The following is a 21,252-nucleotide window of genomic DNA, read 5'->3' on the forward strand; positions in this document are numbered from 1 at the left end:
CCTAGTGCTATACCTGATTACGATCAGAACCTCTAGATAAGAGTGCCTTCCCAAAGCGGTTCCAAAGGAACATCCCATAATCCTATAGCGATTTCCAGATATAGCGATTCCCGATTCCCGATTCCCGATTCCCGATTCCCTGTTCCCTGTTCCCGACTCCCTGTTCCCTATAGATTCAACCATGACCTTCAATCAACAGCACGCCATTATCACAGGGGGCTCCAGTGGGATTGGCAAAGCTACTGCCAAATTATTAGCCCAGAAGGGAGCTAATCTGACCTTGATTGCTAGGGATACAGCTAAGCTAGAGCAGGCTAAAGTCGAGATTGAAGGGATGCGATGTTCCTTTGGAACCGCTTTGCGATCGCATCCGCAACCAAAAATTCTCACTATTTCTGCTGATGTTTCCCAGCAGATACAGGTAGAAGCAGCTATTGAGCAAGCAATTAACCAAATCGGTCCTGCTGACCTATTAATCACTAGCGCTGGTATTGCTCATCCCGGTTACTTCCAAGAGCTGCCCATAGAGGTATTTGAACAAACCATGGCAGTTAACTATTTTGGTTCCCTCTATGCAATTAAAGCAGTACTACCCACCATGGTAAAGCAACACAAGGGTCATATTGTACTGCTATCTTCCGGTGCTGGACTGATTGGTATTTATGGCTATACCCCTTACAGTCCCAGTAAATTTGCCCTGCGGGGTTTAGCGGAATCCTTGCGGGGTGAGTTAAAGCCCCAAGGTATTCATGTTTCTATTGTCTATCCTCCCGATACCGATACCCCACAACTGGAAGCCGAAAATAAAACCAAGCCCCTGGAAACTAAGATGATTACTGGCAGTGCCCAGATGTGGAGTGCAACTGCCGTAGCTGATCAGATTGTACGAGGTATTGAGAAAAAGCAGTTTGGGATCATGCCAGGATTCGAGATGACATTACTAGGCCGGTTCCATAGTTTGCTCGCTCCAGTATTGAATTGGTATTTTGATCGGATTGTTACAGGGAATCGGGAATCGGGAATCGGGAATCGGGAGTCGGGAATCGGGAGTCGGGAGTCGGATAATTACCCTTGATAAAAATCTCCCCATCTCCCCATCTCCCCATCTCCCCATCTCCCCATCTCCCCATCTCCCCATCTCCTCATCTCCCCACACACTCTCTATGAATTACAAGGCATCAGCTGAGTTAAGCGCATAACAATCTCATCAATTCCCTTTTCTAAGACTTTACCTGACTGGGATGGTTGATTAACCATGATGCTAAACACGATAGTGCCGTAATCGGGATGTTCGAGATATCCAGACAGAGCTTTAACTCCTCTGAGGGTGCCGGTTTTGGCTTGAACTTTGGTTTGTGTAGAGGGATGACGCAACCGATTTTTGAGAGTACCGCTCACTCCCGCAACCGGTAAAGAAGCTAGAAAAACTTGGTTATTATTGGCATCACTCATCCCTTTGAGAGTGCTTATAAATGCCTCCGGAGTCGCTAAATTTTTCCGGGATAAGCCAGACCCATCTACCAGTCGATAACTATTAGGGTCAACTCCCAATTCTGCCAAAGCATCCTGCACTGCTTCCGACCCGCCAATATAGCGCAATAACGTATCAGCATAACTATTGTGGCTTTTTAGATTCGTTATCTTCACCCATTCTTTCATTGACTTAGATCGAATAGGAGTATTGGGATGAACCTTGTTTAATGCTGCCGCTGTAGTTAATAGTTTGATGTTAGAAGCAGGGATCAAGTATTGATTAGCATTGTGGCTGTAGAAAACCTTCTCTTCCGATAATGATTCAACCACAATCCCCCATTTCCCTCTCGCCAAGGAAGGATGATCGATAATCGAGTCAATCACTGGTGGCAGAAACTCCGGACAAATGCCATTCTTGTTCGTTTCCGGAGGGGGAACAGGGATTTTAATGGAATCGGTCGGAGCTGTCTCTGGAGGAAGCACAGAAATTTCCAAAGATTTTCCCTCTTGCCTTAAGTCCGCAACTGTTCTAGCGTTAGCTTTTCTAGAGGTAATAGGAGATACCGTAGTGAGCACAGCTACAGTTAGCATTCCTAAGGATTTCAACCAATAATTCAATTGGGTCATAGTGAGGCAGTCGTGTTGCTACAGTTCAACAGGCACTAACAGATACAAAAAAGCCTTGCTAGTTTAGGGTTTAAACCCAAACTACATCCTACAATACCTTTGACAAAATTAAAATTTTTTTCTTTGCTTAATTAAAAATAAGCATACCGAAAATCAAGACATTGTAAGAGTCCAGACCTAGACTATAACTAGTAGTTTACTATTCCTGAATTTTATTCAAAAACCGATTATATTTCTATGAATATTAGATGAATTTATCCATTTTTTTTTAAACTTGTTCGCTCTTTGGTTTAAGTCCCTTGGGTTTAAGTTAAAAGTTAAAGGTTATTGGTTTAAGGTTTAAGGTTTAAGGTTGAAAGTTATTTGGTTGTTCGCCTAGGGTGGCCTTTTGGCCAAGGTTGTCTGTCAGAATCCAGCATGGTGAATCCAGCATGGTGAATTCCAAATTCTAAATTCTACATTCACCATTCTTAATTCAAAGGGGAGTTTTGTATTATTCCACCCATAAGCACGCAAATTTGTAATAGGGGAAATAATACATCAAATCTGGCTAAGTTTCAGCAGTTTGCGAACGCGCCCCGCGTGGCCTACGCGATTGGCCTTTTGGCCACGCGGGGCGCGTTCGCATTATTGAGGATTAGATACCCCAGGGTCAAAAAGTAGGGTGTGTTAGGGGCCTTACAGGGGTAGGTTTTTTACATTAAGGTCAAACATGGGGCGACCCAGAGGGAGAGGAAAAGGAAAACAACGAAAAAGCGGCGCTGCATCGCTTGTCTGTACCCCCACACCCCACACCCGGTCACCCCACACCCCACACCTGAGGTCTTTGTAAAAAACCTACCCTTATGAGGTGTTAGGGGCCCGCCTTCTCATCATATTCAACGTCGTAGCCAGTAGCCCCGTAACGCACCACCACTCATGGTCACGGGCAAGATGCCCATTCCACCAGATGCCCATCATGGTCACGGGCAAGATGCCCATTCCACCAGATGCCCATCATGGTCACGGGCAAGATGCCCATTCCACCAGATGCCGATCATGGTCACGGGCAAGATGCCCATTCCACCAGATGCCGATCATGGTCACGGGCAAGATGCCCATTCCACCAGATGCCCATTCCACAGAGATAATTGTGATTTTTTGGTGCCATTATGGAAGTAGCTCCTACTTGGTTGGGAGGAAAGCCGCGCTGGGGATGGTTAAGAGGCATATCCAGCGCGGTTATTAGTTTCAGTCGTCACCTTTTATACTATACATAAATAATCGTAAAAATGCAAGGAAAAAAATTTTTTTTACATTTATTTACAAATATTTTATTTTGCAAAATTTATACTCAATTATGTGTAATTTTTGGTATTTTTTTGGTTAGATTAGCAGTTAACTATTACCTGATAATTTGGTCTTTATTTAATGTCCTAGTTAGGTAGGGTGGGCAGTGCTTGAAACCAATAATATAGCGCTACGCGCAAGGCAAGAGGCAAGAGGCAAGAGGCAAAAGTTTACTACACAAGGTTTTCAGCTTGTATCAATGTCCTAACTTTAATGCGTAGTGCTATAACAGTTAGTTATCGCATTACTAGGCACTGCCCACCAACGAAAAAATTAGCTAGCGATCGCATTACTAGGCACTGCCCACCCTACGATTATCAATTTTGTACTGAACGATAAGAGAAACTAGCTTGTTTTAGCATTGATTTGAGTTCTCTAATTTTCTTGGGCATTGAATCATTTTGGAAAAGTTATAGCGGTTTATATTCTAATGAGGTACAAATAATTTTCACCCTCTTGCCTCTTGCCTCTTGCCTCTTGCCTCTTGCCTCTTGCCTCTTGCCTCTTATCTGTTCCCTGTTCCCTAAAAAAATTTACCTCACCTAATTTAAAACCGCTATACATCTTCATACAAAGCCTCAAGACTCGTACGAAAATCCACACTTTCTAGATGAATCTCACTTCCTGGATCATAAAATTGTAATGTCCAAATTTTCTGGGCATTACGGCGGAAGCAGTCTAGACGTTGATGGTCTTGGCTAATTAGGACATATTCGACCAATGTGTCTAATTTTTGATAGTCATAAAATTTGTTACCCCGGTCAAAGGCTTCAGTTTTGGTAGATAAGACTTCGACAATTAAACAAGGATATTTTTTATAATTTTTCAATTCTCTATCTCTAGCATCGCCAGTTACCATAACATCGGGATAGTAATAACTATTGGCGGCTTCAACATACGCTTTCATATCTGCCATATAAACCCGACAACCAGTGCCTCTGACATGATTTATTAACAGTGCAAATAAGTTACCGGCAATAGTAACATGGGCATCACTGGCTCCAGCAATGGCATAGATTTCTCCATCACTATACTCGTGTTTGATGGGACTTTCTTCTTCTTGGGATAGATAGTGTTCTTGTGAAATGTAATTTGGAATTTTATCAGCAATCATGATGCTTTCAAGATAGTGACTCTATTAGTATAGAATAAAGGGAGTAGGGAATAGGGAATAGGGAATAGGGAGTAGGGAGTAGGGAGTAGGGAGTAGGGAGTAGGGAGTAGGGAGTAGGGCACAAAAATTATCATAATTACTACATAAAAAACTCAAAATAATTTGGGATTATTTTGAGTTTTTTATGTAGTAATTACAGCGCATATTAATGCACATTATACTTGGCTATATATAAGTAAAATGCTGTGCGATCGCACCGCCAATTTGTTATAATCATAGTTATAATTATAACAGTTTAACGATGACACTCACTACTGATCCAGAACCGAACCACAATCAAGATCCAGAGCCGACATTAACTGATGTAATCCGAAAACTTGATGAGCTTTCAGATGAAGTAAAAAAGTTTGATGAAAGATTTAGCAATTACCAACAAGCCACACAATGGGTGATTCAGTTAGCTTTTGGCTTAATTGCGAGTGCTACTGTTATCGTGATTGTGAGCAATGTTTAGCAAAGGGAGTAGGGAGTAGGGAGTAGGGAACAGGTAACAAAAATTATCACAATTCCTACAGGGATTGCTATTTTCAAATCACTCAATAGTTAATTGTTTATTTTATTGCCCCTCTTACCCCTTACTCCCGAGATATTTTACCGTAAGCAACCGGATAGCTTTCTAGGAAAATGTGTTCGTGTCGCGTCTGTCTAGGAGAATCACGAAGCGGTTCTTTTGGAAGATCGCCCTTTGTAAAAGTAGTTTCTGTCTGGTGGGCAGTGCATCTGATCGATTCATCAAGCTGGCCAATCCCCTTAGCCACTGCCCACCCTAGGATTTTCTCCTTGTCTGGTGGGCAGTGCATCTGATCCATTTACCAAACTTACCAATCCCTTTAGCCACTGCCCACCCTACGATTCTACGATTCTAATTATCATGTCCGGATAATTACCCTGTCTTGATGCAGTCGCTCATGGGGGAAACCCCCAAGACCGCGCTGCATCGCTTAATCAAAATCTCCCCCATCTCCCCATCTCCCCATCTCCCCATCTCCCCATCTCCCCATCTCCCCATCTCCCCACCCTACTGTTAATTATGGGTATTCAACCGGACTTGATATTATTTATGCTTGCCCTTACCATGAGATTTATTCTTGTCCTTACCATGGGATTTATGGTTGCCCTTACCATCGGACTTTTCGAGAGAAATCGGTTCGGGATAAATATAGACTGGCTCTTTGCCGTAATTCTGAATATAAAGCTTGGTGCCACCATCGGTAGTTTCACCTTCTAGGATCAGCTTGGATGAGCGGGTGTTAGGATCTGGTTCGCCCCCGGCCTGATAAATGGCTTGGTTATCCCGGTCATAGAAGATTAATTGACCGTCTTCTTGCATATGCAATTGACCAGGCAACTTGGCAGAGCTGGGTTCCTCAAGGAAAACGAAAGGCTCTTCTAAGCTAGTGCCAGTTAAGACTGGACCTTGTCCGGGCTCGTTGGTCAAAATGGCAGTGCCATCGAGAGCCATAATTGTCTCTCCCGGCGCTAAGAAGCCCTCTCCTCTGGCATCAAGAACATTGACATCCATAATCTCGCCGACGAGATTGGTCATCATCAGTTCTTTAATCTTGTATTGATCCCAGTTATAGTATTTAGCTAACAGCTTTAAGTAGGTTAGCTTGCTGGCAGCGGCAATTGGGGTCATATCATAAGCACCAACTGCTCCTACCTGACTCAGCCAGGACCCTGCTGCATAAGTCTGGGAATTGACAATCCCGCTGAGAACCTGTGTACAGTCAACGATCACCGTTCCATTGTTATCAGCTTCGTCAAGAGTTTTGTAAATCGCCCCATTCTCAGGAGTTTCTGGATTGCCAGACGGGAAATTCCCTGCTCCATAAGACTCCAGAATTAAACCATCGACTCCCTGATTAATACAGGCCGCCAGCATATCCCCAAGTACGCTGGTATTGGGGTCAGCAGAGACATCATAATAGGCAGGGAAAGCGGCAAAGGGAACAACGGTAATGCTGTTAATATTATCGTTAATGTAGGTCAGTTGAGCTGATAAAGCGTCATAAGCAGGCTCGCCCTGGACGGAGAGTGCCAGGGAGGGGTCTGTGGGCAAGGGGCGCACGACTTTGTTGTCCACATCAAAGTCTAAGCCATATTCCCCAATATTGGGATAGTTAGGAGTAGAGAAGGCTTTGAATTCACTGGCGTTGGTCTTGACCGTGCGATTGCCCCTCATTAAGGTGGAATCAAAGTACAGACACACTTCCGGTACACCTTCACAACAGGAAGTTACGGCACCACAGACGTTTTGGAGTGCATCGGTGTTGAAGCGTACAGTATAGGAAGAGTCGGCTTTCTCTACAAATAGTGGCAGTTGGGAGCCAGTGACAACCAACGGCTTGCTCAACAAAGCGTTATAGTTGCCTTCGCTATCCAGCCCCGTCATCAAAAACGACAGTATCGAAGCCGTCCAAGCCATGGTGTCCGTGCCATGGAGCACAATAAAAGACTCATAGCTATCGTAGGCTTCCAGGATTGCGATCGCTATTTTACACCAGTCTTTCGGCTGCAAGTTGGTACTGTCGAGAGTGCTGTTATTCGGACCAAACCCGATATCAATATAGCCAATGGTACAATCGGGATATTGACTTTGAATTATCGGCAGAATATTCTCATCAAACGCCTTTTGGAAACCAGCAGTATCTAGTGGATACAGCCCATCGGGTCCCTGCACAGAACCAATGGTGCCCCCTGTGTATAAAATCCCTATGTTCATGAAACAATTAGAAAATTTGTTTGCTACTAAAGTATACAGAAGTGACGGAAAAAGGGAATAGGGAATAGGGAGTAGGGAGTAGGGAGTAGGGAGTAGGGAACAGGGAACAGGGAACAGGGAACAAAAATTTTCACAATTCATTTAGGATCCCTATATGATTGTAAGATGCCGAAAAAAGTAAGAGAATTAAAACAAATGTTGCACCAAAGCAGAATTTACCCTCTTGCCTAAGCGAGGAAAAGGTAGTCATTATTACTGGGTGCATCCACTGATAAAAATCCTGTAGTTTTGTCTGGTAAAGATAGTAAAGACGCCAAACCTTATCAAGAAAAAGATGTGATAGCAGTACTTAAACAAGGGTCGCAGTTAGAACAGGGGGATGAATCATGAAATATAGTATTTTAATTCAATGGTCAGAAGAAGATAACTCTTATGTGGCTAGTTTACCGGAATGGGGAAAATATGCTCGGACACATGGTGAAACCTATGAGGAAGCTCTTGAGAATGCTAAGGAAGTTTTAGAGGATTTGGTGTACGCCTATAGGCAAGTTAATAAAGAGTTACCAATTCCACAGATATTACAATTAGCCTAGAAGATGGAAGCGTTCGCATAAGCGCGGAAGCTGAGGCCTTGGCCTTTGGGCCACGCGGGGCGCGTTTGGCCACGCTTCGCGAACGGGAAGCGTCGGCTTTGCCGAAACGCGTGACTCGCATCTACCAATGCTTTACAGATAGACTCAAAAAAAGTAGTTATTGTCTGGTGGGCAGTGGCTGATGATAGATTCACGGCTGCTTGCCAATTACCGCCCGCAGCCACTGCCCACCCTACGATTCTCTTGCCCCTCTAGCATGCATGCCTCTTGCCTCTAGCATGCATGCCTTTTTCGGAAATCGATGACTTTACAACCCAGATTCTACTGCTCATGAAACCATACACATCCTATGAAACTGACTACTATCAATGGATAAACGAAACCGTAGAAAATCTCCGAAACCGTAATTTTAGTGAAGTGGACTGGGATAATTTAATTGAAGAAATTGAAAGCATGGGTAAAAGTGAAAAGCGAGCATTATTGAGTCTTTTAACCCGTCTTTTAGAACACCTGCTGAAACTAGCTTATTGGAAGTCTGAACAAGAACGCAATAGGAATCATTGGGCAGCTGAAGTTGTTAACTTTCGCACCCAAATTAAAACTATTATTGAGGATAGCCCTAGCCTTTGTCCTCAACTAGAAACTTTATACAAAAAAGCTTATCCTAGTGCAGTAAAATCTGTTTCTAAACTGTTTACACTTCCTCCAGAAGCGGAAATTGATCTTAGCCAAGCTTTGGATGACGATTGGTTTCCATAACGGTTGGCGAGTTATTTAAGTACATAGTTATTTTTTAGGAAACAGCGGATCTGGGAACAGCGGATCTGGGAATAGGGAACAGGGAACAGTCAATAGAGCAATTGGCCTCCAAAATAAGTTAATAATTATTACAAATTAATAATTTTAATTGAGCTTTTGTGCGACATTATCATAATTAACTTATCGGCAAATTGCTATAGGGGTTTATAACCTAATGAGGTACACATAATTTTCCCCCTGTTCCCGATTCCCAATTACCGATTACCGATTACCGATTACCGATTTAATTACTGTTACCTGTTCCCTAAAATCCAATAATTTGTACCTCATCCAATTAAAAACCGCTAGATTTTAGGTTGACATGTCAAATACAAAGGCTAGAATTTATTCAGAATAATTTATTCTGGATAAAAATCATGAAAACTAAGAAACTAACTCCCCTTCAAGCTGCTCCTGTTCAGCGTGAAACTGTGACGAATGCTTCAACAGCAGATGCTAATGCGATCGCACCGGCTCGTGCAGGCGGCGGCAGGGGGATCCCGATGGGTGCTCCTTTTGCGGGCGACGACGCTGAGTAGTTGTGTGACGGGCTAGTCTTGATTTTCTGAGAATTGTAACCGGCAAGATGCCGGTTCCACATTCGATGCCCGTTCCATGGCATTTGGAAACCGGCAAGATGCCGGTTCCACATTCGATGCCCATTCTACATTCGATGCCTGTTTCATGGCATTTGGAAACAGGCAAGATGCCTGTTCTACATTCGATTCCCATTCTACCCACTGGGTCAAACAGCTTGAATCAGATGCATCCTGAAGTAGAGAGCGATCGCATCTGAAGCATGGTTTACAGATAGAGTAAAAAAATACTTCCGCCTCTGGTGGGCAGTGGCTGATCAGCTCTTCACTAACCTTGCCAATTTCGGGATTCTTGCCACTGCCCACCCTACCATTCTTGAGTAGAAGCGATCGCATTTGCCAATCCTTGACAGATAGACTAAAAAAAATACTTCCGCCTCTGGTGGGCAGTGGCTGATCATATATTCACCGCTGCTTGCCAATTGCCGCCCGTAGCCACTGCCCACCCTACGATTAATCTCCCGATTCCCGATTCCCGATTCCCGACTCCCTACGTTACTGCTTAAAATAAACGTTATGAATACTGAGTTAGCCTTATGGAAAGTCGTTATTAGTCTGCCTGAACATCTCAAGAGGGAACTATTGCATTATGCAGACTATTTACGAGAAAACTATCCAAATAATACACAATCTGATCAGGAAAAGATAGGAACCACTCACGGTTATGGTAGTTGGGCAGGTCAAATCATTATGTCAGATGATTTTGATGAACCATTAGAAGATTTGGCGGAATATATGTAAAATTAAAGCTCTTCTCGATACTAATGCTTTTCTTTGGTATTTACTAGGTGATACTCGTCTATCGATTAAAGTCAAGGGTATTATTGATACCCAAACAAACCTGTATTTTAGTATTGTTAGCCTTTGGGAAATTTCTATTAAAATTAATATTGGTAAGTTGCAAATTAATCGACCTATTGGAGATTTATTTCAAGAATTGCAATCTACCAATATTAAACTATTACCCATTCTCGATAAAGATATTGAGTTATATTCAGCACTTCCTTTTCCGTCGAATCATCGCGACCCCTTTGATAGAAGGTTAATTGTTCAAGCTATCAATCACTCTCTTATTTTAATTAGTAGAGATGTCAAGTTTGATGCTTATCCAATTCAAAGGTTATGGGATTGATTATAGGTAAGCTATCAGCTATTAGCTATCAGATTATGCCCATAGCGCACACTACACATTCTAATCAAACTCCCCATCACCCCATCACCCTATCTCTAAAAAAAATACTTCCAGCGGCTGGTGGGCAGTGGCTGATTATTCACTAGGCTGCTTACCAATTCCGTTCCTAGCCACTGCCCACCCTACGATTCTCTCCCTATCTCCCCATCTCCCTATCTCCCCATCTCCCCATCTCCCCGACTCCCGACTCCCCACGTAACAAAACGTAAGAAAAAACCTATTGACACAGCCTGAGCCAACTCAATAAGCAAAACCACAGAAAGTTTAATTCTATGGAGATGAAACCATGCCCAAGAAAAAACTCCTACCCAAACAGACTGCTCCTGTGCCCCGTAACGGGGTAGCAAGGCAAAATGAGGAGTCAGTCTCCGAGTCTCTCTCCCAGTACTGTGCCGCCGGGAAATGGGGGCAGGCACACCATCCTTTTGCGGGAGACGACGCCGAGTAGTGCCCTTGATTTACCACTATCCGATCAAAATGTCAAAACCCCTTTTTGGTCTCGGATGGCGGGCGATTTGCCTGGATGAATTTCCGAGCTACCTGTGCCACTAACTCGTTTTCGGTTACCTGGCACGGGCGTGCTGGGCGGGCATTAGTCGAAGAAGGTAGAGTCGCACTCGAAACTGAGGGCTGACTTGAAAGGAGCTTGCTACCCCAGTGGCATGGTGGAGCAGGCTTCTTTTTCGGTTTATAGTGCAAGGCAAGAGGCAAAAGGCAAAAGCCAAAAGTTTACTACAACAGCTTTTGCGGCCTGTATCAATGTCCTAGCTTTGATGTGTAGTGCTATATATCGTTGGCAGAAGCCTTTATATCAGGGGCGGCATGAAATAGGAGTGGGGTGGGGATCCTGCCTGCCAGGGAATATTGATAACCGGCAAGATGCCCGTGCCACCAAGATATTTCACCAAGATGGCCGTTCCATCCACTGGGTAAAACAGTAATAATATTAGATGCATCCTGAAGATGGAAGCGATCGCATCTGAAGCATGGTTTACAGATAGACTAAAAAAAGTTCCTGTCTGGTGGGCAGTCGCTGATCCAACGCTTCACGGCTGCTGGCCAATTTCAGGCAACAGCCACTGCCCACCCTACGATTCCTCCCCATCTCCCCATCTGAAAATGGAAGCGATCGCATCTGGTAATGCATGACAGATAGAGTAAAAAAAGTTCCTGTCTGGTGGGCAGTCGCTGATCCAACGCTTCACGGCTGCTAGCCAATTTCAGGCAACAGCCACTGCCCACCCTACGATTCCTCCCCATCTCCCCATCTGAAAATGGAAGCGATCGCATTTGCTGGCTGCATGACACAGAGAGTAAAAAAAGTTCCTGTCTGGTGGGCAGTCGCTGATCCAACGCTTCACGGCTGCTAGCCAATTTCAGGCAACAGCCACTGCCCACCCTACGATTAATTTCCCGATTCCCGATTCCCGATTCCCGATTCCCGATTCCCGATTCCCGATTCCCGATTCCCGATTCCCGATTCCCGTTCCCGATTCCCGATTCCCGATTCCCGATTCCCGATTCCCAACTCCCGATCCCGACTCCCGATTCCCGATTCCCGACTCCCGATTCCCGATTCCCAAAGCCAGTGACCACCACCTACTCCCCCCAAATTACCTATCAGTGGCTCGAAAACTTTGATGCTGCTGCTTCCTTAGAATACGATGACTATACCTGCCCCAGCATTGCTAGCCACTGGCAAGGTGCCAGCCTTCTCGGGGAACTGCTGGGTTTAGCAGCAGTGGAAAATGATGAAATGGTGGGCTTGCTGGTAGCAGAACTGCGCAAAGACCCCAAAACCGACACCACTAGTGGGGTCATTCTTTCCCTGTTTGTCCACCCGGAAAACCGCAGACAGGGGGTTGGCAGCGGGTTAATCACCCATCTGGAAGCCCACGTCCGGGAACTCGGTTGTACCCAAATGGAGCTATCCTACCAAGCCACAGAACTCACCACCGTTGCCTTGGAACCCTTGCTGGAAAGATTGGGATGGGAAACCCCTAAAATTTCCCTAATTTTGGCAAAATTTGATAGCGAACATATTGCCCAAGCCCCCTGGGTTCACCACTATCGTTTCCCCAAAGACTTCACCCTGTTTCCTTGGGCAGAGCTAACCCCAGCCCAGGAGGAACGGATTCACGAACGGCAAAAGCAAAAGGTTTGGTATCCTGAATCCTTGTCTCCGTTTCTGGAACCCTCAAAACTAGAACCCCTCAACAGTTTGGGTTTGCTCTATCAAGGAGAGGTTGTGGGTTGGATGGTGAACCACCGGGTTGGCCCGGATACTATCCGCTATACCTCGATGTTTGTGGTGCCACGGTTCCAACGGCGTGGCCGTGGTGCCATGCTAATTGCAGAGTCTCTCATGGCTCAACTCGATAGTGATATTGCTTACTATACCTTTGCCGTGGGGGAGAGTAACCAACCGATGCTTGAATTCGTGGATCGTCGCCTTAAACCTTATTTGACGTCGTTAACTGAAGCGTATCGGAGTCTTAAGAAATTAGGGAGTAGGGAGTAGGGAGCGGTGCGACCCGTGGCGAATTTAATTCGCCTACGGAAAGCGCACCGAGGGAGTCGGGAGTCGGGAATCGGGAATCGGGAGTCGGGAATCGGGAGTCGGGAGTCGGGAATCGGGAACAAGAATTATTACAATTGATTTGGGATTGCTATTATCCAAGAAAGTAAGTAGGGTGTGTTAGCCAGTAGGCGTAACGCACCGGACTTTTGTGTTAGCCGGTAGGCGTAACGCACCGGACTTTTGTGTTAGCCGATAGGCGTAACGCACCGGACTTTGCACGTGAACACAATATAGCGTTGATTGCATGTATGAGGTACAATTATCAACCTCAAAGTCCCCCTTTTTAAGGGGGATTTAGGGGGATCCCTTTGTACCTCATGGGAAATAGAATTGCTATATTATCCAAAAAAGTAAGTAGGGTGTGTTAGCTGATAGCTGATTAGCTGATAGCTGTGCGCGTAGCGTGCGCGTAGCGCATTAGCTGATAGCTGAATGCTTACACGGACTTTACAGGTGAACTATGATGGTACAACTGACCCATAAATTTCAAAGCTTTGACGAGTATTTATTATACAATGATAACTCGGAAAAATTCTATGAGTTATTTAATGGAGAGTTAATTGAAATGCCTCCCGAGTCAGGAGTAAATGTTCAAATTGCGAATCGTATTTTTCTGATTTTTGCGTTGATGCTCGGAACAGACAGAGTCAGAGGCCAAGGATTAGAATTAGAAGTTAGAGGTGAACCCAAAAACCGTTATCCTGATTTGACCATTATCCGAGAAGAGCATATTCAACAATTATCAAAGCGTAATACCATTCGCCTCTCTATGTCACCGCCTTTATTAGTGGTTGAAGTGGTTAGCCCCGGAGAATTACAACGAGAGCGAGATTATATTGCGAAAAGAATCCAATATCAGGATTGTGGCATTCCTGAATACTGGATTGTGGACCCGGAAAGTCAAAGTATCTTGGTATTAGAACTTAAGGGAAATACTTATACAGAAGTGGGTAGCTTTTCTGGGAATGATTTAGTGTTATCTCCTGGGTTTAAAGATATTAATTTGAAAGTGTCGGAAGTTTTTGAGATCTAGCAGTTTTCAATTGGGTTAGATACAAAGTCCTAGGTTTTAGGGAATCGGGAATCGGGAATCGGGAATCGGGAATCGGCATTCTAGTTAAGCTACAGGCAAAACGCTATAATTGGCTAATCAGAGTTTGATCAGCAATAAAATTCTGCATTCTCCCTATCTCCCCATCTCCCTATCTCCCCATCTCCCTACCCTTCCCACTCTTTCCCTGTTCCCAGATCCGCTGTTCCCTGTTCCCTAAAACCCAGAACTTTGTAGGTCACCGAATTAAAAACCGCTATACTATGAATAGTATTAATTTAAAAAATCTCTACGAAATTGATGATGCCCAATGGCTAGAAGAAACCATTAAGCTCCTGAAAAATAAAGACTTTAATCAACTAGATTGGGATAACTTAATTGAGGAGTTAGAGGATTTGGGCAGAGAAAAGAAAAATGCTGTCGCTAGCCTTTTAGAACAAGTTATCCGTCATTTATTATTACTGCACTATTGGACAAGCGAATCTGACTATAATGCAGTTCACTGGCAAGGTGAAATCTATAACTTCCGAATTCAGCTCAAACGAAAGCTGACGACTAATCTCCGTAATTATCTAGATGATGAACTAAGTTCTATCTATAACGATGCCCTAGGATTTGTGAAGATAAAAACTCAGAATTCCGTAACTTTTCCTTCAGAATGTCCCTACTGTCTTGACCAATTACTGGATATCGAATGGTTGCCCAAGGAATAAATCAGGTTTCAAGAGTCGGGAGTAGGGAATCGGGAATCGGGAATCGGGAATCGGTATTCTACTTAAGCTACAGGCAAAACGCTATAATTGGCTAATCAGACTTTTATCAGCAATAAAATTCTCCCCATCTCCCTATCTCCCCACCTCCCCACTCTTCCCCTGTTCCCTATTTCATATTAAATAACAAATAAAGTAGAGCCAAAAATGATCACATCAACTGCCACAATTACTCGGGACCCCACTATTCCTCCTTTAGAAAATGGGGATCAACTAACCCTTGCGGAATTTGAGCGTCGCTATTCCGCTATGGCTGATTTTAAGAAAGCCGAATTAATTGAAGGAATTGTTTACATGGCATCTCCCCTGAGAATTACACAACATGGCGAACCCCATGCTCAGATTATGTTGTGGTTAGGCTTCTACCAAACCTATACTCCTAACCTGCAATTAGGAGATAATTGTACTGTTAGGCTTGATCTTGAGAATGAAGCTCAACCCGATGCACTGCTTAGACTGAAAGTAGGAGGACAATCTACAATTAGTCAGGATGGCTATGTAGAAGGTGCGCCGGAGTTAATCGTAGAAATTGCGGCTAGCACTGTTTCTATTGATTTACACAAAAAATTAAACGTTTATCGCCGTAATGGAGTACAAGAGTATTTGGTATGGCGAGTTGATGATGGTGAATTTGATTGGTTTCGGTTAAGCGAAGGGGAATATACTCAACTGGAAGCCAATCCTGAGGGCATACTTTGTTCAGAAATTTTCCCTGGATTATGGTTAAATAAAGCTGCGTTATTAGCCGGAAACTTAGCCAAAGTTTTAGAAATATTGCAGCAGGGATTACAGAGTCAGGAGTAGGGAATCGGGAGTAGGGAATCGGGAGTCGGGAATCGGGAATCGGGAGTCGGGAGTCGGGAGTCGGGAGTCGGGAGTCGGGAGTCGGGAGTCGGGAGTCGGGAGTCGGGAGTCGGGATTCTACTTAAGCTACAAGCAAAAAGCTATAATTAGTAATTAGCAATTAATCAGAGTTTGATCAGCAATAAAATTATGTATTCTCCCCATCTCCCCATCTCCCCATCTCTTTCCCAGATCCGCTGTTCCCAGATCCGCTGTTCCCTAAACACTAACTATCTCTTTTTTAGTCAAACACATCGCTACTCCTTTTTCATAGTAGGCAACTTCATTAATAAATACTGGCCAAACCGTAGCTTCTTCTTCATAGTAAATTGTGGTGCCATCGAAGGTCAGAAACATGGGGTCACCAGGATTGAGTTCTTGATAATCTCTGCCCTGGAGCTGAGGATGAATCATACCTTCTAGTTCACCAGCTTCATTTCTGGGATAGTCAACTACTTTGAAATAGTGATAAATGGTAAGGGGATAAGTGTTAGATAAAAGTTTACCGTTATTATAATCTTCAATATAATCTAACGTGGCGTAAATTAAAGCTTCAGTTTTCTGAAAAATATCGCCCTTGAGACTAGCTGGTGCAATGGGACCGACTTCAATAGAACAGCCGAAATTACATAGAGAATTTACAAAGGGATTTTCTTTACCTGGTTCAATGGAACTTAAAACTCTAACTAAGGGGTCAAGGGAACTCAGATAAGCAGCAAGTTGTAAATTAAAGGGGTCGTTGTTGACGAGAATTATAGTAAACCCCATATTAGCACTGCTACTGTGCAAATCTAGAATAAAATCTACCTGGGAATTGCCTTTTGGCCCTAGGGTTTTAGCCATCTCTTTGGCTCGGGTTTGTTCTAGCAAAGAAAGCTCAGGATTTTCCAGGTCACTTTTAGCAAAGCAGCGGTTTAAGTCTGTATCAATATATCTCCTAGCAGCTTTAAAGGCTTGGGGATTACCTATTTTTGTCAAGGTTTCAAAACTAGGTCTAGTGATTAATTCTGGAAATTTATCAAACTTTTTGACAAGGTATACACCGGTAAATTCATTGCCGTGGGTTCCTCCTACAATGGCAACTTTATTAATAGTTTTAAGGTTGTTTGCTTCAGAATTACTCATGGGTGGTTGGTATAGCAAAGGGAACAGCGGATCTGGGAATCGGGAATCGGGAATCGGGAATCGGTAGTGTGGGGAGGGTGGGGAGTGTGGGAGGTGTGGGGTGATGGGGTGATGGGGTGATCGGGTGATCGGGTGATGGGGAGATGGGGAGATGGTACATTCAATTGTCTTACCCCGACTCCCGACTCCCGACTCCCGACTCCCGACTCCCGACTCCCGACTCCCTATTCCCTACTGAGAGTAATCTTGACATCCTATCCTAGGAAAACGCAAACCTCTTATTGTTATCAGAAAAGTTCGATTACTAAACTTATGCTTTCAAGTACTACCCATGCCCTGAAAGAATGGGCTGTTGCGGTTAATGCCTTAGAAGCGGGCAAAACGATTATGCTGTTGCGCAAAGGCGGTATTCGTGAACAGGGCAACTGCTTCAGTGTGGCTCACCACCAGGTTTTACTCTACCCTACCTATGAGCATCAAAAGCCTAATTTGCTTAAACCTGACTATGGGGGAGTTGTGAAACCTGTGCCCTCAGGTTGGCATCCGGAAACGGTTCGGATTGGTAGCTGGGCGTCTATTACTGATATTTTACCAGTAACGGAGCAATCCACTGTTGCTGCTCTGCTACCCTATCATATTTGGAATGAAGAATTTGTGAGTGAGCGTTGGAAGTGGAAGCCACGTCAACCTTTATATGTACTGCTGTTGCGTACTTATCAGTTACCTGAGCCTGTGATCACTCCCTACCACCAAGAGTACGGAGGCTGTCGCTCATGGATTGATTTAGTTGAACCGATTTCTTACGAGGGAGTTGTACCAGTTTGGAATGATGGGGAGTATATCGAACAAGTTAGAGAAATTCGTAGTCTGATCGAAGATTGATACTTTCTCTTCCCCCTATCTCCCCATCTCCCCATCTCCCTATCTCCCTATCTCCCTATCCCACCAATCTACTTTGTTTGAATGCAACTCGGTATGAGTGGGGGGTTAGATATGTTTCCATACATTTCGCTTTTTGTCAAGTACAATTTATGCAAAATTAAAGGAGATTATCCTAGTAGAATGTCTCTACTAAAATCTTTGTGAGGTTGACTCTGGATCAGACAATTAAGTCTTTGTTAATACCCTAGTAATTTCCGGTTAATCGGGAATTTACTCGCTAAAATGCAGGCAATAGTCATTAGTCCGCTCGTTGTAATGGTGATGGCATCTAGGATAGACCGCCAGTTCCTAGCCCTGTCCCTAGTCGTTGAGGAGAGGGGAAAATCTGCTGGTAGCAGAACTCGCCTTGACACCATTGCCGAACGGGCAAAGTGGGATGGAGTTAGGAAACCTTACTCGAGATGGTCGAAGCACTATCTTTGGCTACTCTGGAGGCTGTTAAAGGAAATTGGTACTGATTAAGCCTGTGATCGTTAACGCCTCCGATAGCTCAAAGTTAAAACCAATAACTAACACGTCAGTGGTCAGTTCCATCAATTAGTAAGGAGTCTCCTTTATTTACATGAAAAAAACCGTAACTGCCGAGAGGGGTTTCTTAGTTGGTCATATTCTGTCCATGGCTTTTGGCTTAGCAGGAATCTTATTAGTATTACCGAACACAGAATTTATTACTCATTTGACTCAATTCGGACAAACAGCCCTAGTTTGGTCAATGGCTGGCGGTGGTGCTGCCTATATACTCTTAGGGACTATTGCAGTATCTATTTATGCCTATCGCGTCTGTGGTGCTTGGCATTGGTTAGGTTTCATGTTGCCAGCTATTGCTCTTTCCCTAGGAAGTGAATTATTAGGCACTAGCACTGGCTTTCCGTTTGGCCACTATCATTACTTGAGTGGTTTAGGCTACAAAATCGCTGGTTTGGTTCCTTTTACGATTCCTTTATCTTGGTTCTATCTTGGCTTTAGTGCTTACCTAATCGCCCGTGTTGGCCTAGGGAATCTGAGCATACCTAACTGGTCTAAGTGTTTAGGCGCGATCGCTATTGGTGCCCTATTACTGACGTCCTGGGATTTTGTGCTGGATCCCGCTATGAGCCAAACCAATGTACCGTTTTGGATCTGGGAGCAACCAGGTGCTTTTTTTGGGATGCCCTATCAAAATTTTGCAGGCTGGCTAGGTACTGGAATTGTATTTATGAGTGTAGCTACCTTAATTTGGAGCTTTAAACCAGTAACGATATCGAGTAACAGCCTAGACTTACCTCTAGCTATCTATTTGAGTAACTTGGCTTTTGCTACGATTATGAGCCTTGCTAGTGGGATTTACACTCCTGTATATCTCGGTTTAGTGTTGGGAATATTACCAGCATTACTGCTGTACAAATCGGCAAAGTCTGCTCCAGAAGCATCGTAACTAGACGCTACTGCTGATTTAACAACCGTTACCGTACCTGTAGGATCTCTATAACAAAAGCTAGCGTGAACGTAACCGCTGTGGCAGCTATTGCCCTCATCCTGCTCCTTTCTCAGGGTATAGCCACTCTAATTCTTTTGGCTCGTCTGTTCAAAGGCGCTACCCGCCGTCAACCTCTGGTAAAGCAAGAACCAACCCCAGATTTACTGGGTAAGGTAAGTATCGTGGTACCAACACTCAATGAAGTCGAGCGCATTGCACCTTGCTTGGAAGGCTTAACTCGTCAAAGTTATCCAGTAAGAGAAATCATCGTCGTCGATAGTAATTCTGAGGATGGTACACCGGAATTGGTCAAGAAGGCTGGCTTTTTCGATCCCCGTTTTCGACTCACTAACGATCCTCCCCTTCCTCCTGGTTGGGTCGGTCGTCCTTGGGCATTACACAATGGTTTCTTAGAAAGCTCAGAGCATAGTGAGTGGATTTTGGGGATTGATGCTGATACCAGACCCCAACCGGGTTTAGTGGAAACTATGGTTAAGGCAGCGCAGGAGGAAGGCTATCAGCTGCTGTCTTTGTCCCCTCAATTTATCCTCCAAGAGCCGGGGGAGTGGTGGTTACAACCAGCGCTGCTGATGACTTTGCTATATCGATGTGAATCGGCTGGAGTACGCCAACCTAGACCAGAAACAGTGATGGCAAATGGGCAATGCTTCCTAGTTCGTCGCTCGGTTTTAGCTGAGTTGGGAGGATATCAAGGTGCAGCTAGCTCTTTCTGCGATGATGTTACCCTAGCGCGTCAGGCAGCTAGAGCTGGTTTCTCAGTTGGTTTCCTCGATGGGTCTAAGTTAATTCAGGTACGGATGTACGAAGGGTTTAGGCAGACTTGGGCAGAATGGGGACGCTCCCTGGATTTAAAAGATGCTACCTCGTGGACTCAACTAGGACAAGACCTTTGGTTGCTCTTATCTGTTCAAGGTCTTCCTATACCACTTTCTGTGCTGTTACTCGCCTGTTTAGCTGGGGGATATAGTTCTATTCCTTTACTAGCAGCGACAGGTTTAAATTTGTTCTTGGTGTTGATCAGGTTAGCTCTGCTCTGGGCAATTTATCCTTGCTACCAGCGTCTAGAACACTTTTCCCCTGCTGCTTTGTTATTCTGGTTATCTCCTCTGGCCGATCCGTTGGCTGTAGTTCGCATTTTCCTTTCTGCTGGGCAACAACCGACTCAGTGGCGAGGACGAGTTTATCCGCCTAGTAGTTGAAATTAGCTGAGGGGGAAACCACCCTAATTGCTTCCCCCATTCCCCCCAGTGCGTGCAAGGCCATAAGTGGATAACCTCGATAACAACTTAATAGCTCTGTCCGATCTGATACCCTTCTAAGTAAACTGGACTGTCGCTAGCTTCGGCTTGTCTTTCGAGACCGGCTAGGAGTCCTTGATTGAATAAAACGTATTCGATTGTGTCTGGGCTATAGGAATTGTATTGATAAACTAGGGTGGATACAGAGTAGGCTATATGATCAAAATTTCTAGACATAATGGATTTGCCTCCAATGGATAGATTAATTGATAGATTGATAAAGCTGCGGTTTTAGGGGTGTAATGGTTGTAAGTGGCAGCTATGCTTACAGAGTAATACGGGGAATATATCCGGGACATTACCCACGTGGGTGATTTTATTGTGGCTAAAGAATTGGTAAGGTATAGCAGAAGTCAGAAGTCAGAAGTCAGAAGTCAGCGGTCAGTGGTCAGCGGTCAGTGGTCAGCAGTCAGCGCTCAGCCGTTGGCCAATAGCCACTCAAGTAGCCTGCGCGTAGCACATAAGCTGTTAGCGTAGCGTGCGCGTAGCGCATAAACTAAAAACTAAAAGCTGATAGCTGATAGCTGATAGCTGATACCTGATACGCGATGTTCCTTTGGAACCGCTTCGCGATCGCACGCAAAAATCCAAAGGACGGGAACCAAAGGAGCTGAAGAAGTCTGGCTATTGATCATAATTGGCTCAATAGTCTATAAAA

34 protein-coding genes are annotated in these 21,252 nt (G+C 44.4%); 22 read left to right on the forward strand and 12 right to left on the reverse strand.

What is annotated here, in order from left to right; translation table 11 throughout:
* Nucleotides 1-42 precede the first annotated feature (42 nt).
* Complete coding sequence (locus tag BJP34_RS43885) at nucleotides 43-273, forward strand: hypothetical protein (protein WP_158517343.1); 231 nt, start codon at nucleotides 43-45, stop codon at nucleotides 271-273.
* Nucleotides 182-1,075 carry an SDR family oxidoreductase gene (locus BJP34_RS20645; RefSeq protein ID WP_070393967.1) on the forward strand — a complete coding sequence of 298 codons (894 nt, stop codon included), beginning with the start codon at nucleotides 182-184 and terminating at the stop codon, nucleotides 1,073-1,075. The genes BJP34_RS43885 and BJP34_RS20645 overlap by 92 nt, the downstream gene beginning before the upstream one ends.
* Nucleotides 1,076-1,161: 86 nt before the next feature.
* Here the strand turns inward: BJP34_RS20645 and dacB are convergent, their stop codons facing one another.
* Nucleotides 1,162-2,100: a D-alanyl-D-alanine carboxypeptidase/D-alanyl-D-alanine-endopeptidase gene (gene dacB, locus BJP34_RS20650; RefSeq protein WP_070393968.1), complete on the reverse strand. Its 939-nt coding sequence runs from the start codon at nucleotides 2,098-2,100 to the stop codon at nucleotides 1,162-1,164.
* Between the two features lie 933 nt (nucleotides 2,101-3,033).
* On the opposite strand from dacB, the gene BJP34_RS40455 reads away from it, so the two are divergent.
* Nucleotides 3,034-3,261 carry a hypothetical protein gene (locus BJP34_RS40455; protein ID WP_149031091.1) on the forward strand — a complete coding sequence of 76 codons (228 nt, stop codon included), beginning with the start codon at nucleotides 3,034-3,036 and terminating at the stop codon, nucleotides 3,259-3,261.
* 534 nt (nucleotides 3,262-3,795) lie between these two features.
* Nucleotides 3,796-3,975 carry a hypothetical protein gene (locus BJP34_RS40460; protein ID WP_149031092.1) on the forward strand — a complete coding sequence of 60 codons (180 nt, stop codon included), beginning with the start codon at nucleotides 3,796-3,798 and terminating at the stop codon, nucleotides 3,973-3,975.
* 10 nt (nucleotides 3,976-3,985) lie between these two features.
* Here the strand turns inward: BJP34_RS40460 and BJP34_RS20655 are convergent, their stop codons facing one another.
* Both BJP34_RS20655 and BJP34_RS43890 read right to left on the reverse strand, forming a co-directional pair.
* Entirely contained in the window at nucleotides 3,986-4,543 is a 558-nt protein-coding gene (locus tag BJP34_RS20655) for a Uma2 family endonuclease (RefSeq protein ID WP_070393969.1), read from the reverse strand.
* Nucleotides 4,540-4,677, reverse strand: coding sequence for a hypothetical protein (locus tag BJP34_RS43890; RefSeq protein ID WP_158517344.1), 138 nt, complete (start codon nucleotides 4,675-4,677; stop codon nucleotides 4,540-4,542). The genes BJP34_RS20655 and BJP34_RS43890 overlap by 4 nt, the downstream gene beginning before the upstream one ends.
* Nucleotides 4,678-4,844: 167 nt before the next feature.
* Between BJP34_RS43890 and BJP34_RS20660 the strand changes: the two genes are divergently transcribed.
* A complete protein-coding gene (locus BJP34_RS20660; protein ID WP_070393970.1) occupies nucleotides 4,845-5,057 on the forward strand; it encodes a hypothetical protein in 213 nt (70 codons plus the stop codon).
* A gap of 121 nt (nucleotides 5,058-5,178) precedes the next feature.
* Here BJP34_RS20660 and BJP34_RS20665 read toward each other — a convergent pair whose 3' ends face one another.
* The 3 genes from BJP34_RS20665 to BJP34_RS20670 form a co-directional block, all read right to left on the reverse strand.
* Nucleotides 5,179-5,412, reverse strand: a complete 234-nt coding sequence (locus tag BJP34_RS20665; protein WP_070393971.1) for a hypothetical protein — start codon at nucleotides 5,410-5,412, stop codon at nucleotides 5,179-5,181.
* Nucleotides 5,413-5,486: 74 nt separating this feature from the next.
* Complete coding sequence (locus BJP34_RS49195; protein WP_267876328.1) at nucleotides 5,487-5,612, reverse strand: hypothetical protein; 126 nt, start codon at nucleotides 5,610-5,612, stop codon at nucleotides 5,487-5,489.
* A gap of 45 nt (nucleotides 5,613-5,657) precedes the next feature.
* On the reverse strand, nucleotides 5,658-7,469 hold the full coding sequence (locus BJP34_RS20670) for an asparaginase (RefSeq protein WP_083305276.1): 1,812 nt from the start codon (nucleotides 7,467-7,469) through the stop codon (nucleotides 5,658-5,660).
* A gap of 245 nt (nucleotides 7,470-7,714) precedes the next feature.
* Between BJP34_RS20670 and BJP34_RS20675 the strand changes: the two genes are divergently transcribed.
* The 3 genes from BJP34_RS20675 (at nucleotide 7,715) to BJP34_RS20685 (ending at nucleotide 9,258) form a co-directional block, all read left to right on the forward strand.
* Nucleotides 7,715-7,921 (forward strand): type II toxin-antitoxin system HicB family antitoxin, encoded by a 207-nt coding sequence (locus tag BJP34_RS20675; RefSeq protein ID WP_070393973.1) that lies wholly within the window; start codon nucleotides 7,715-7,717, stop codon nucleotides 7,919-7,921.
* Nucleotides 7,922-8,251: 330 nt separating this feature from the next.
* A complete protein-coding gene (locus BJP34_RS20680; RefSeq protein WP_070396790.1) occupies nucleotides 8,252-8,680 on the forward strand; it encodes a DUF29 domain-containing protein in 429 nt (142 codons plus the stop codon).
* 416 nt (nucleotides 8,681-9,096) lie between these two features.
* Complete coding sequence (locus BJP34_RS20685; protein ID WP_083305643.1) at nucleotides 9,097-9,258, forward strand: anacyclamide/piricyclamide family prenylated cyclic peptide; 162 nt, start codon at nucleotides 9,097-9,099, stop codon at nucleotides 9,256-9,258.
* A gap of 12 nt (nucleotides 9,259-9,270) precedes the next feature.
* On the opposite strand, the gene BJP34_RS20690 is transcribed toward BJP34_RS20685, so the two are convergent.
* A complete protein-coding gene (locus tag BJP34_RS20690) occupies nucleotides 9,271-9,651 on the reverse strand; it encodes a hypothetical protein (RefSeq protein WP_149031093.1) in 381 nt (126 codons plus the stop codon).
* A 180-nt stretch (nucleotides 9,652-9,831) separates the two neighbouring features.
* Between BJP34_RS20690 and BJP34_RS20695 the strand changes: the two genes are divergently transcribed.
* From BJP34_RS20695 to BJP34_RS20705, 4 genes are all read left to right on the forward strand, one after another.
* Nucleotides 9,832-10,056 carry a DUF2281 domain-containing protein gene (locus BJP34_RS20695; protein WP_070393976.1) on the forward strand — a complete coding sequence of 75 codons (225 nt, stop codon included), beginning with the start codon at nucleotides 9,832-9,834 and terminating at the stop codon, nucleotides 10,054-10,056.
* A 1-nt stretch (nucleotide 10,057) separates the two neighbouring features.
* On the forward strand, nucleotides 10,058-10,447 hold the full coding sequence (locus BJP34_RS20700; RefSeq protein ID WP_070393977.1) for a type II toxin-antitoxin system VapC family toxin: 390 nt from the start codon (nucleotides 10,058-10,060) through the stop codon (nucleotides 10,445-10,447).
* A 346-nt stretch (nucleotides 10,448-10,793) separates the two neighbouring features.
* The gene (locus BJP34_RS50490) at nucleotides 10,794-10,955 is read left to right on the forward strand and encodes an anacyclamide/piricyclamide family prenylated cyclic peptide (protein ID WP_083305277.1); all 162 of its coding nucleotides are present in this window, start codon (nucleotides 10,794-10,796) and stop codon (nucleotides 10,953-10,955) included.
* Nucleotides 10,956-11,142: 187 nt separating this feature from the next.
* A complete protein-coding gene (locus BJP34_RS20705; protein ID WP_149031094.1) occupies nucleotides 11,143-11,448 on the forward strand; it encodes a hypothetical protein in 306 nt (101 codons plus the stop codon).
* Between the two features lie 124 nt (nucleotides 11,449-11,572).
* On the opposite strand, the gene BJP34_RS46590 is transcribed toward BJP34_RS20705, so the two are convergent.
* Entirely contained in the window at nucleotides 11,573-12,103 is a 531-nt protein-coding gene (locus BJP34_RS46590; RefSeq protein WP_202972000.1) for a hypothetical protein, read from the reverse strand.
* On the opposite strand from BJP34_RS46590, the gene BJP34_RS20715 reads away from it, so the two are divergent.
* The gene (locus BJP34_RS20715) at nucleotides 12,096-13,028 is read left to right on the forward strand and encodes a GNAT family N-acetyltransferase (protein ID WP_083305278.1); all 933 of its coding nucleotides are present in this window, start codon (nucleotides 12,096-12,098) and stop codon (nucleotides 13,026-13,028) included. The two genes, BJP34_RS46590 and BJP34_RS20715, sit on opposite strands and share 8 nt — an antisense overlap.
* Nucleotides 13,029-13,061: 33 nt before the next feature.
* Here the strand turns inward: BJP34_RS20715 and BJP34_RS49200 are convergent, their stop codons facing one another.
* Nucleotides 13,062-13,187 carry a hypothetical protein gene (locus tag BJP34_RS49200; protein ID WP_267876329.1) on the reverse strand — a complete coding sequence of 42 codons (126 nt, stop codon included), beginning with the start codon at nucleotides 13,185-13,187 and terminating at the stop codon, nucleotides 13,062-13,064.
* A 364-nt stretch (nucleotides 13,188-13,551) separates the two neighbouring features.
* Between BJP34_RS49200 and BJP34_RS20720 the strand changes: the two genes are divergently transcribed.
* From BJP34_RS20720 to BJP34_RS20730, 4 genes are all read left to right on the forward strand, one after another.
* Nucleotides 13,552-14,121 (forward strand): Uma2 family endonuclease, encoded by a 570-nt coding sequence (locus tag BJP34_RS20720; protein ID WP_070393979.1) that lies wholly within the window; start codon nucleotides 13,552-13,554, stop codon nucleotides 14,119-14,121.
* Between the two features lie 109 nt (nucleotides 14,122-14,230).
* Nucleotides 14,231-14,359, forward strand: a complete 129-nt coding sequence (locus BJP34_RS49205; protein ID WP_267876330.1) for a hypothetical protein — start codon at nucleotides 14,231-14,233, stop codon at nucleotides 14,357-14,359.
* 43 nt (nucleotides 14,360-14,402) lie between these two features.
* Nucleotides 14,403-14,852 carry a DUF29 domain-containing protein gene (locus tag BJP34_RS20725; protein WP_070393980.1) on the forward strand — a complete coding sequence of 150 codons (450 nt, stop codon included), beginning with the start codon at nucleotides 14,403-14,405 and terminating at the stop codon, nucleotides 14,850-14,852.
* A 204-nt stretch (nucleotides 14,853-15,056) separates the two neighbouring features.
* Nucleotides 15,057-15,713: a Uma2 family endonuclease gene (locus tag BJP34_RS20730; RefSeq protein ID WP_193431268.1), complete on the forward strand. Its 657-nt coding sequence runs from the start codon at nucleotides 15,057-15,059 to the stop codon at nucleotides 15,711-15,713.
* A gap of 258 nt (nucleotides 15,714-15,971) precedes the next feature.
* On the opposite strand, the gene BJP34_RS20735 is transcribed toward BJP34_RS20730, so the two are convergent.
* Both BJP34_RS20735 and BJP34_RS43895 read right to left on the reverse strand, forming a co-directional pair.
* A complete protein-coding gene (locus tag BJP34_RS20735; RefSeq protein ID WP_070393981.1) occupies nucleotides 15,972-16,877 on the reverse strand; it encodes an aspartoacylase in 906 nt (301 codons plus the stop codon).
* Nucleotides 16,870-17,037, reverse strand: a complete 168-nt coding sequence (locus tag BJP34_RS43895; RefSeq protein WP_158517345.1) for a hypothetical protein — start codon at nucleotides 17,035-17,037, stop codon at nucleotides 16,870-16,872. The genes BJP34_RS20735 and BJP34_RS43895 overlap by 8 nt, the downstream gene beginning before the upstream one ends.
* On the opposite strand from BJP34_RS43895, the gene BJP34_RS20740 reads away from it, so the two are divergent.
* From BJP34_RS20740 to cruG, 4 genes are all read left to right on the forward strand, one after another.
* Nucleotides 17,013-17,759: a DUF1802 family protein gene (locus BJP34_RS20740; RefSeq protein WP_324610947.1), complete on the forward strand. Its 747-nt coding sequence runs from the start codon at nucleotides 17,013-17,015 to the stop codon at nucleotides 17,757-17,759. The genes BJP34_RS43895 and BJP34_RS20740 overlap by 25 nt on opposite strands.
* 282 nt (nucleotides 17,760-18,041) lie before the next feature.
* A complete protein-coding gene (locus BJP34_RS20745; RefSeq protein WP_070393983.1) occupies nucleotides 18,042-18,281 on the forward strand; it encodes a hypothetical protein in 240 nt (79 codons plus the stop codon).
* Between the two features lie 100 nt (nucleotides 18,282-18,381).
* On the forward strand, nucleotides 18,382-19,233 hold the full coding sequence (gene cruF, locus BJP34_RS20750) for a gamma-carotene 1'-hydroxylase CruF (RefSeq protein WP_070393984.1): 852 nt from the start codon (nucleotides 18,382-18,384) through the stop codon (nucleotides 19,231-19,233).
* 65 nt (nucleotides 19,234-19,298) lie between these two features.
* Nucleotides 19,299-20,495 (forward strand): 2'-O-glycosyltransferase CruG, encoded by a 1,197-nt coding sequence (cruG, locus tag BJP34_RS20755; RefSeq protein WP_083305279.1) that lies wholly within the window; start codon nucleotides 19,299-19,301, stop codon nucleotides 20,493-20,495.
* Between the two features lie 87 nt (nucleotides 20,496-20,582).
* On the opposite strand, the gene BJP34_RS20760 is transcribed toward cruG, so the two are convergent.
* On the reverse strand, nucleotides 20,583-20,771 hold the full coding sequence (locus BJP34_RS20760) for a hypothetical protein (protein WP_070393986.1): 189 nt from the start codon (nucleotides 20,769-20,771) through the stop codon (nucleotides 20,583-20,585).
* Between the two features lie 129 nt (nucleotides 20,772-20,900).
* Here BJP34_RS20760 and BJP34_RS43900 point away from each other — a divergent pair, with 129 nt between their 5' ends.
* A complete protein-coding gene (locus tag BJP34_RS43900; protein WP_158517346.1) occupies nucleotides 20,901-21,071 on the forward strand; it encodes a hypothetical protein in 171 nt (56 codons plus the stop codon).
* Nucleotides 21,072-21,252: the final 181 nt, after the last annotated feature.

Source organism: Moorena producens PAL-8-15-08-1, from assembly GCF_001767235.1.
GTDB lineage: Bacteria > Cyanobacteriota > Cyanobacteriia > Cyanobacteriales > Coleofasciculaceae > Moorena > Moorena producens_A.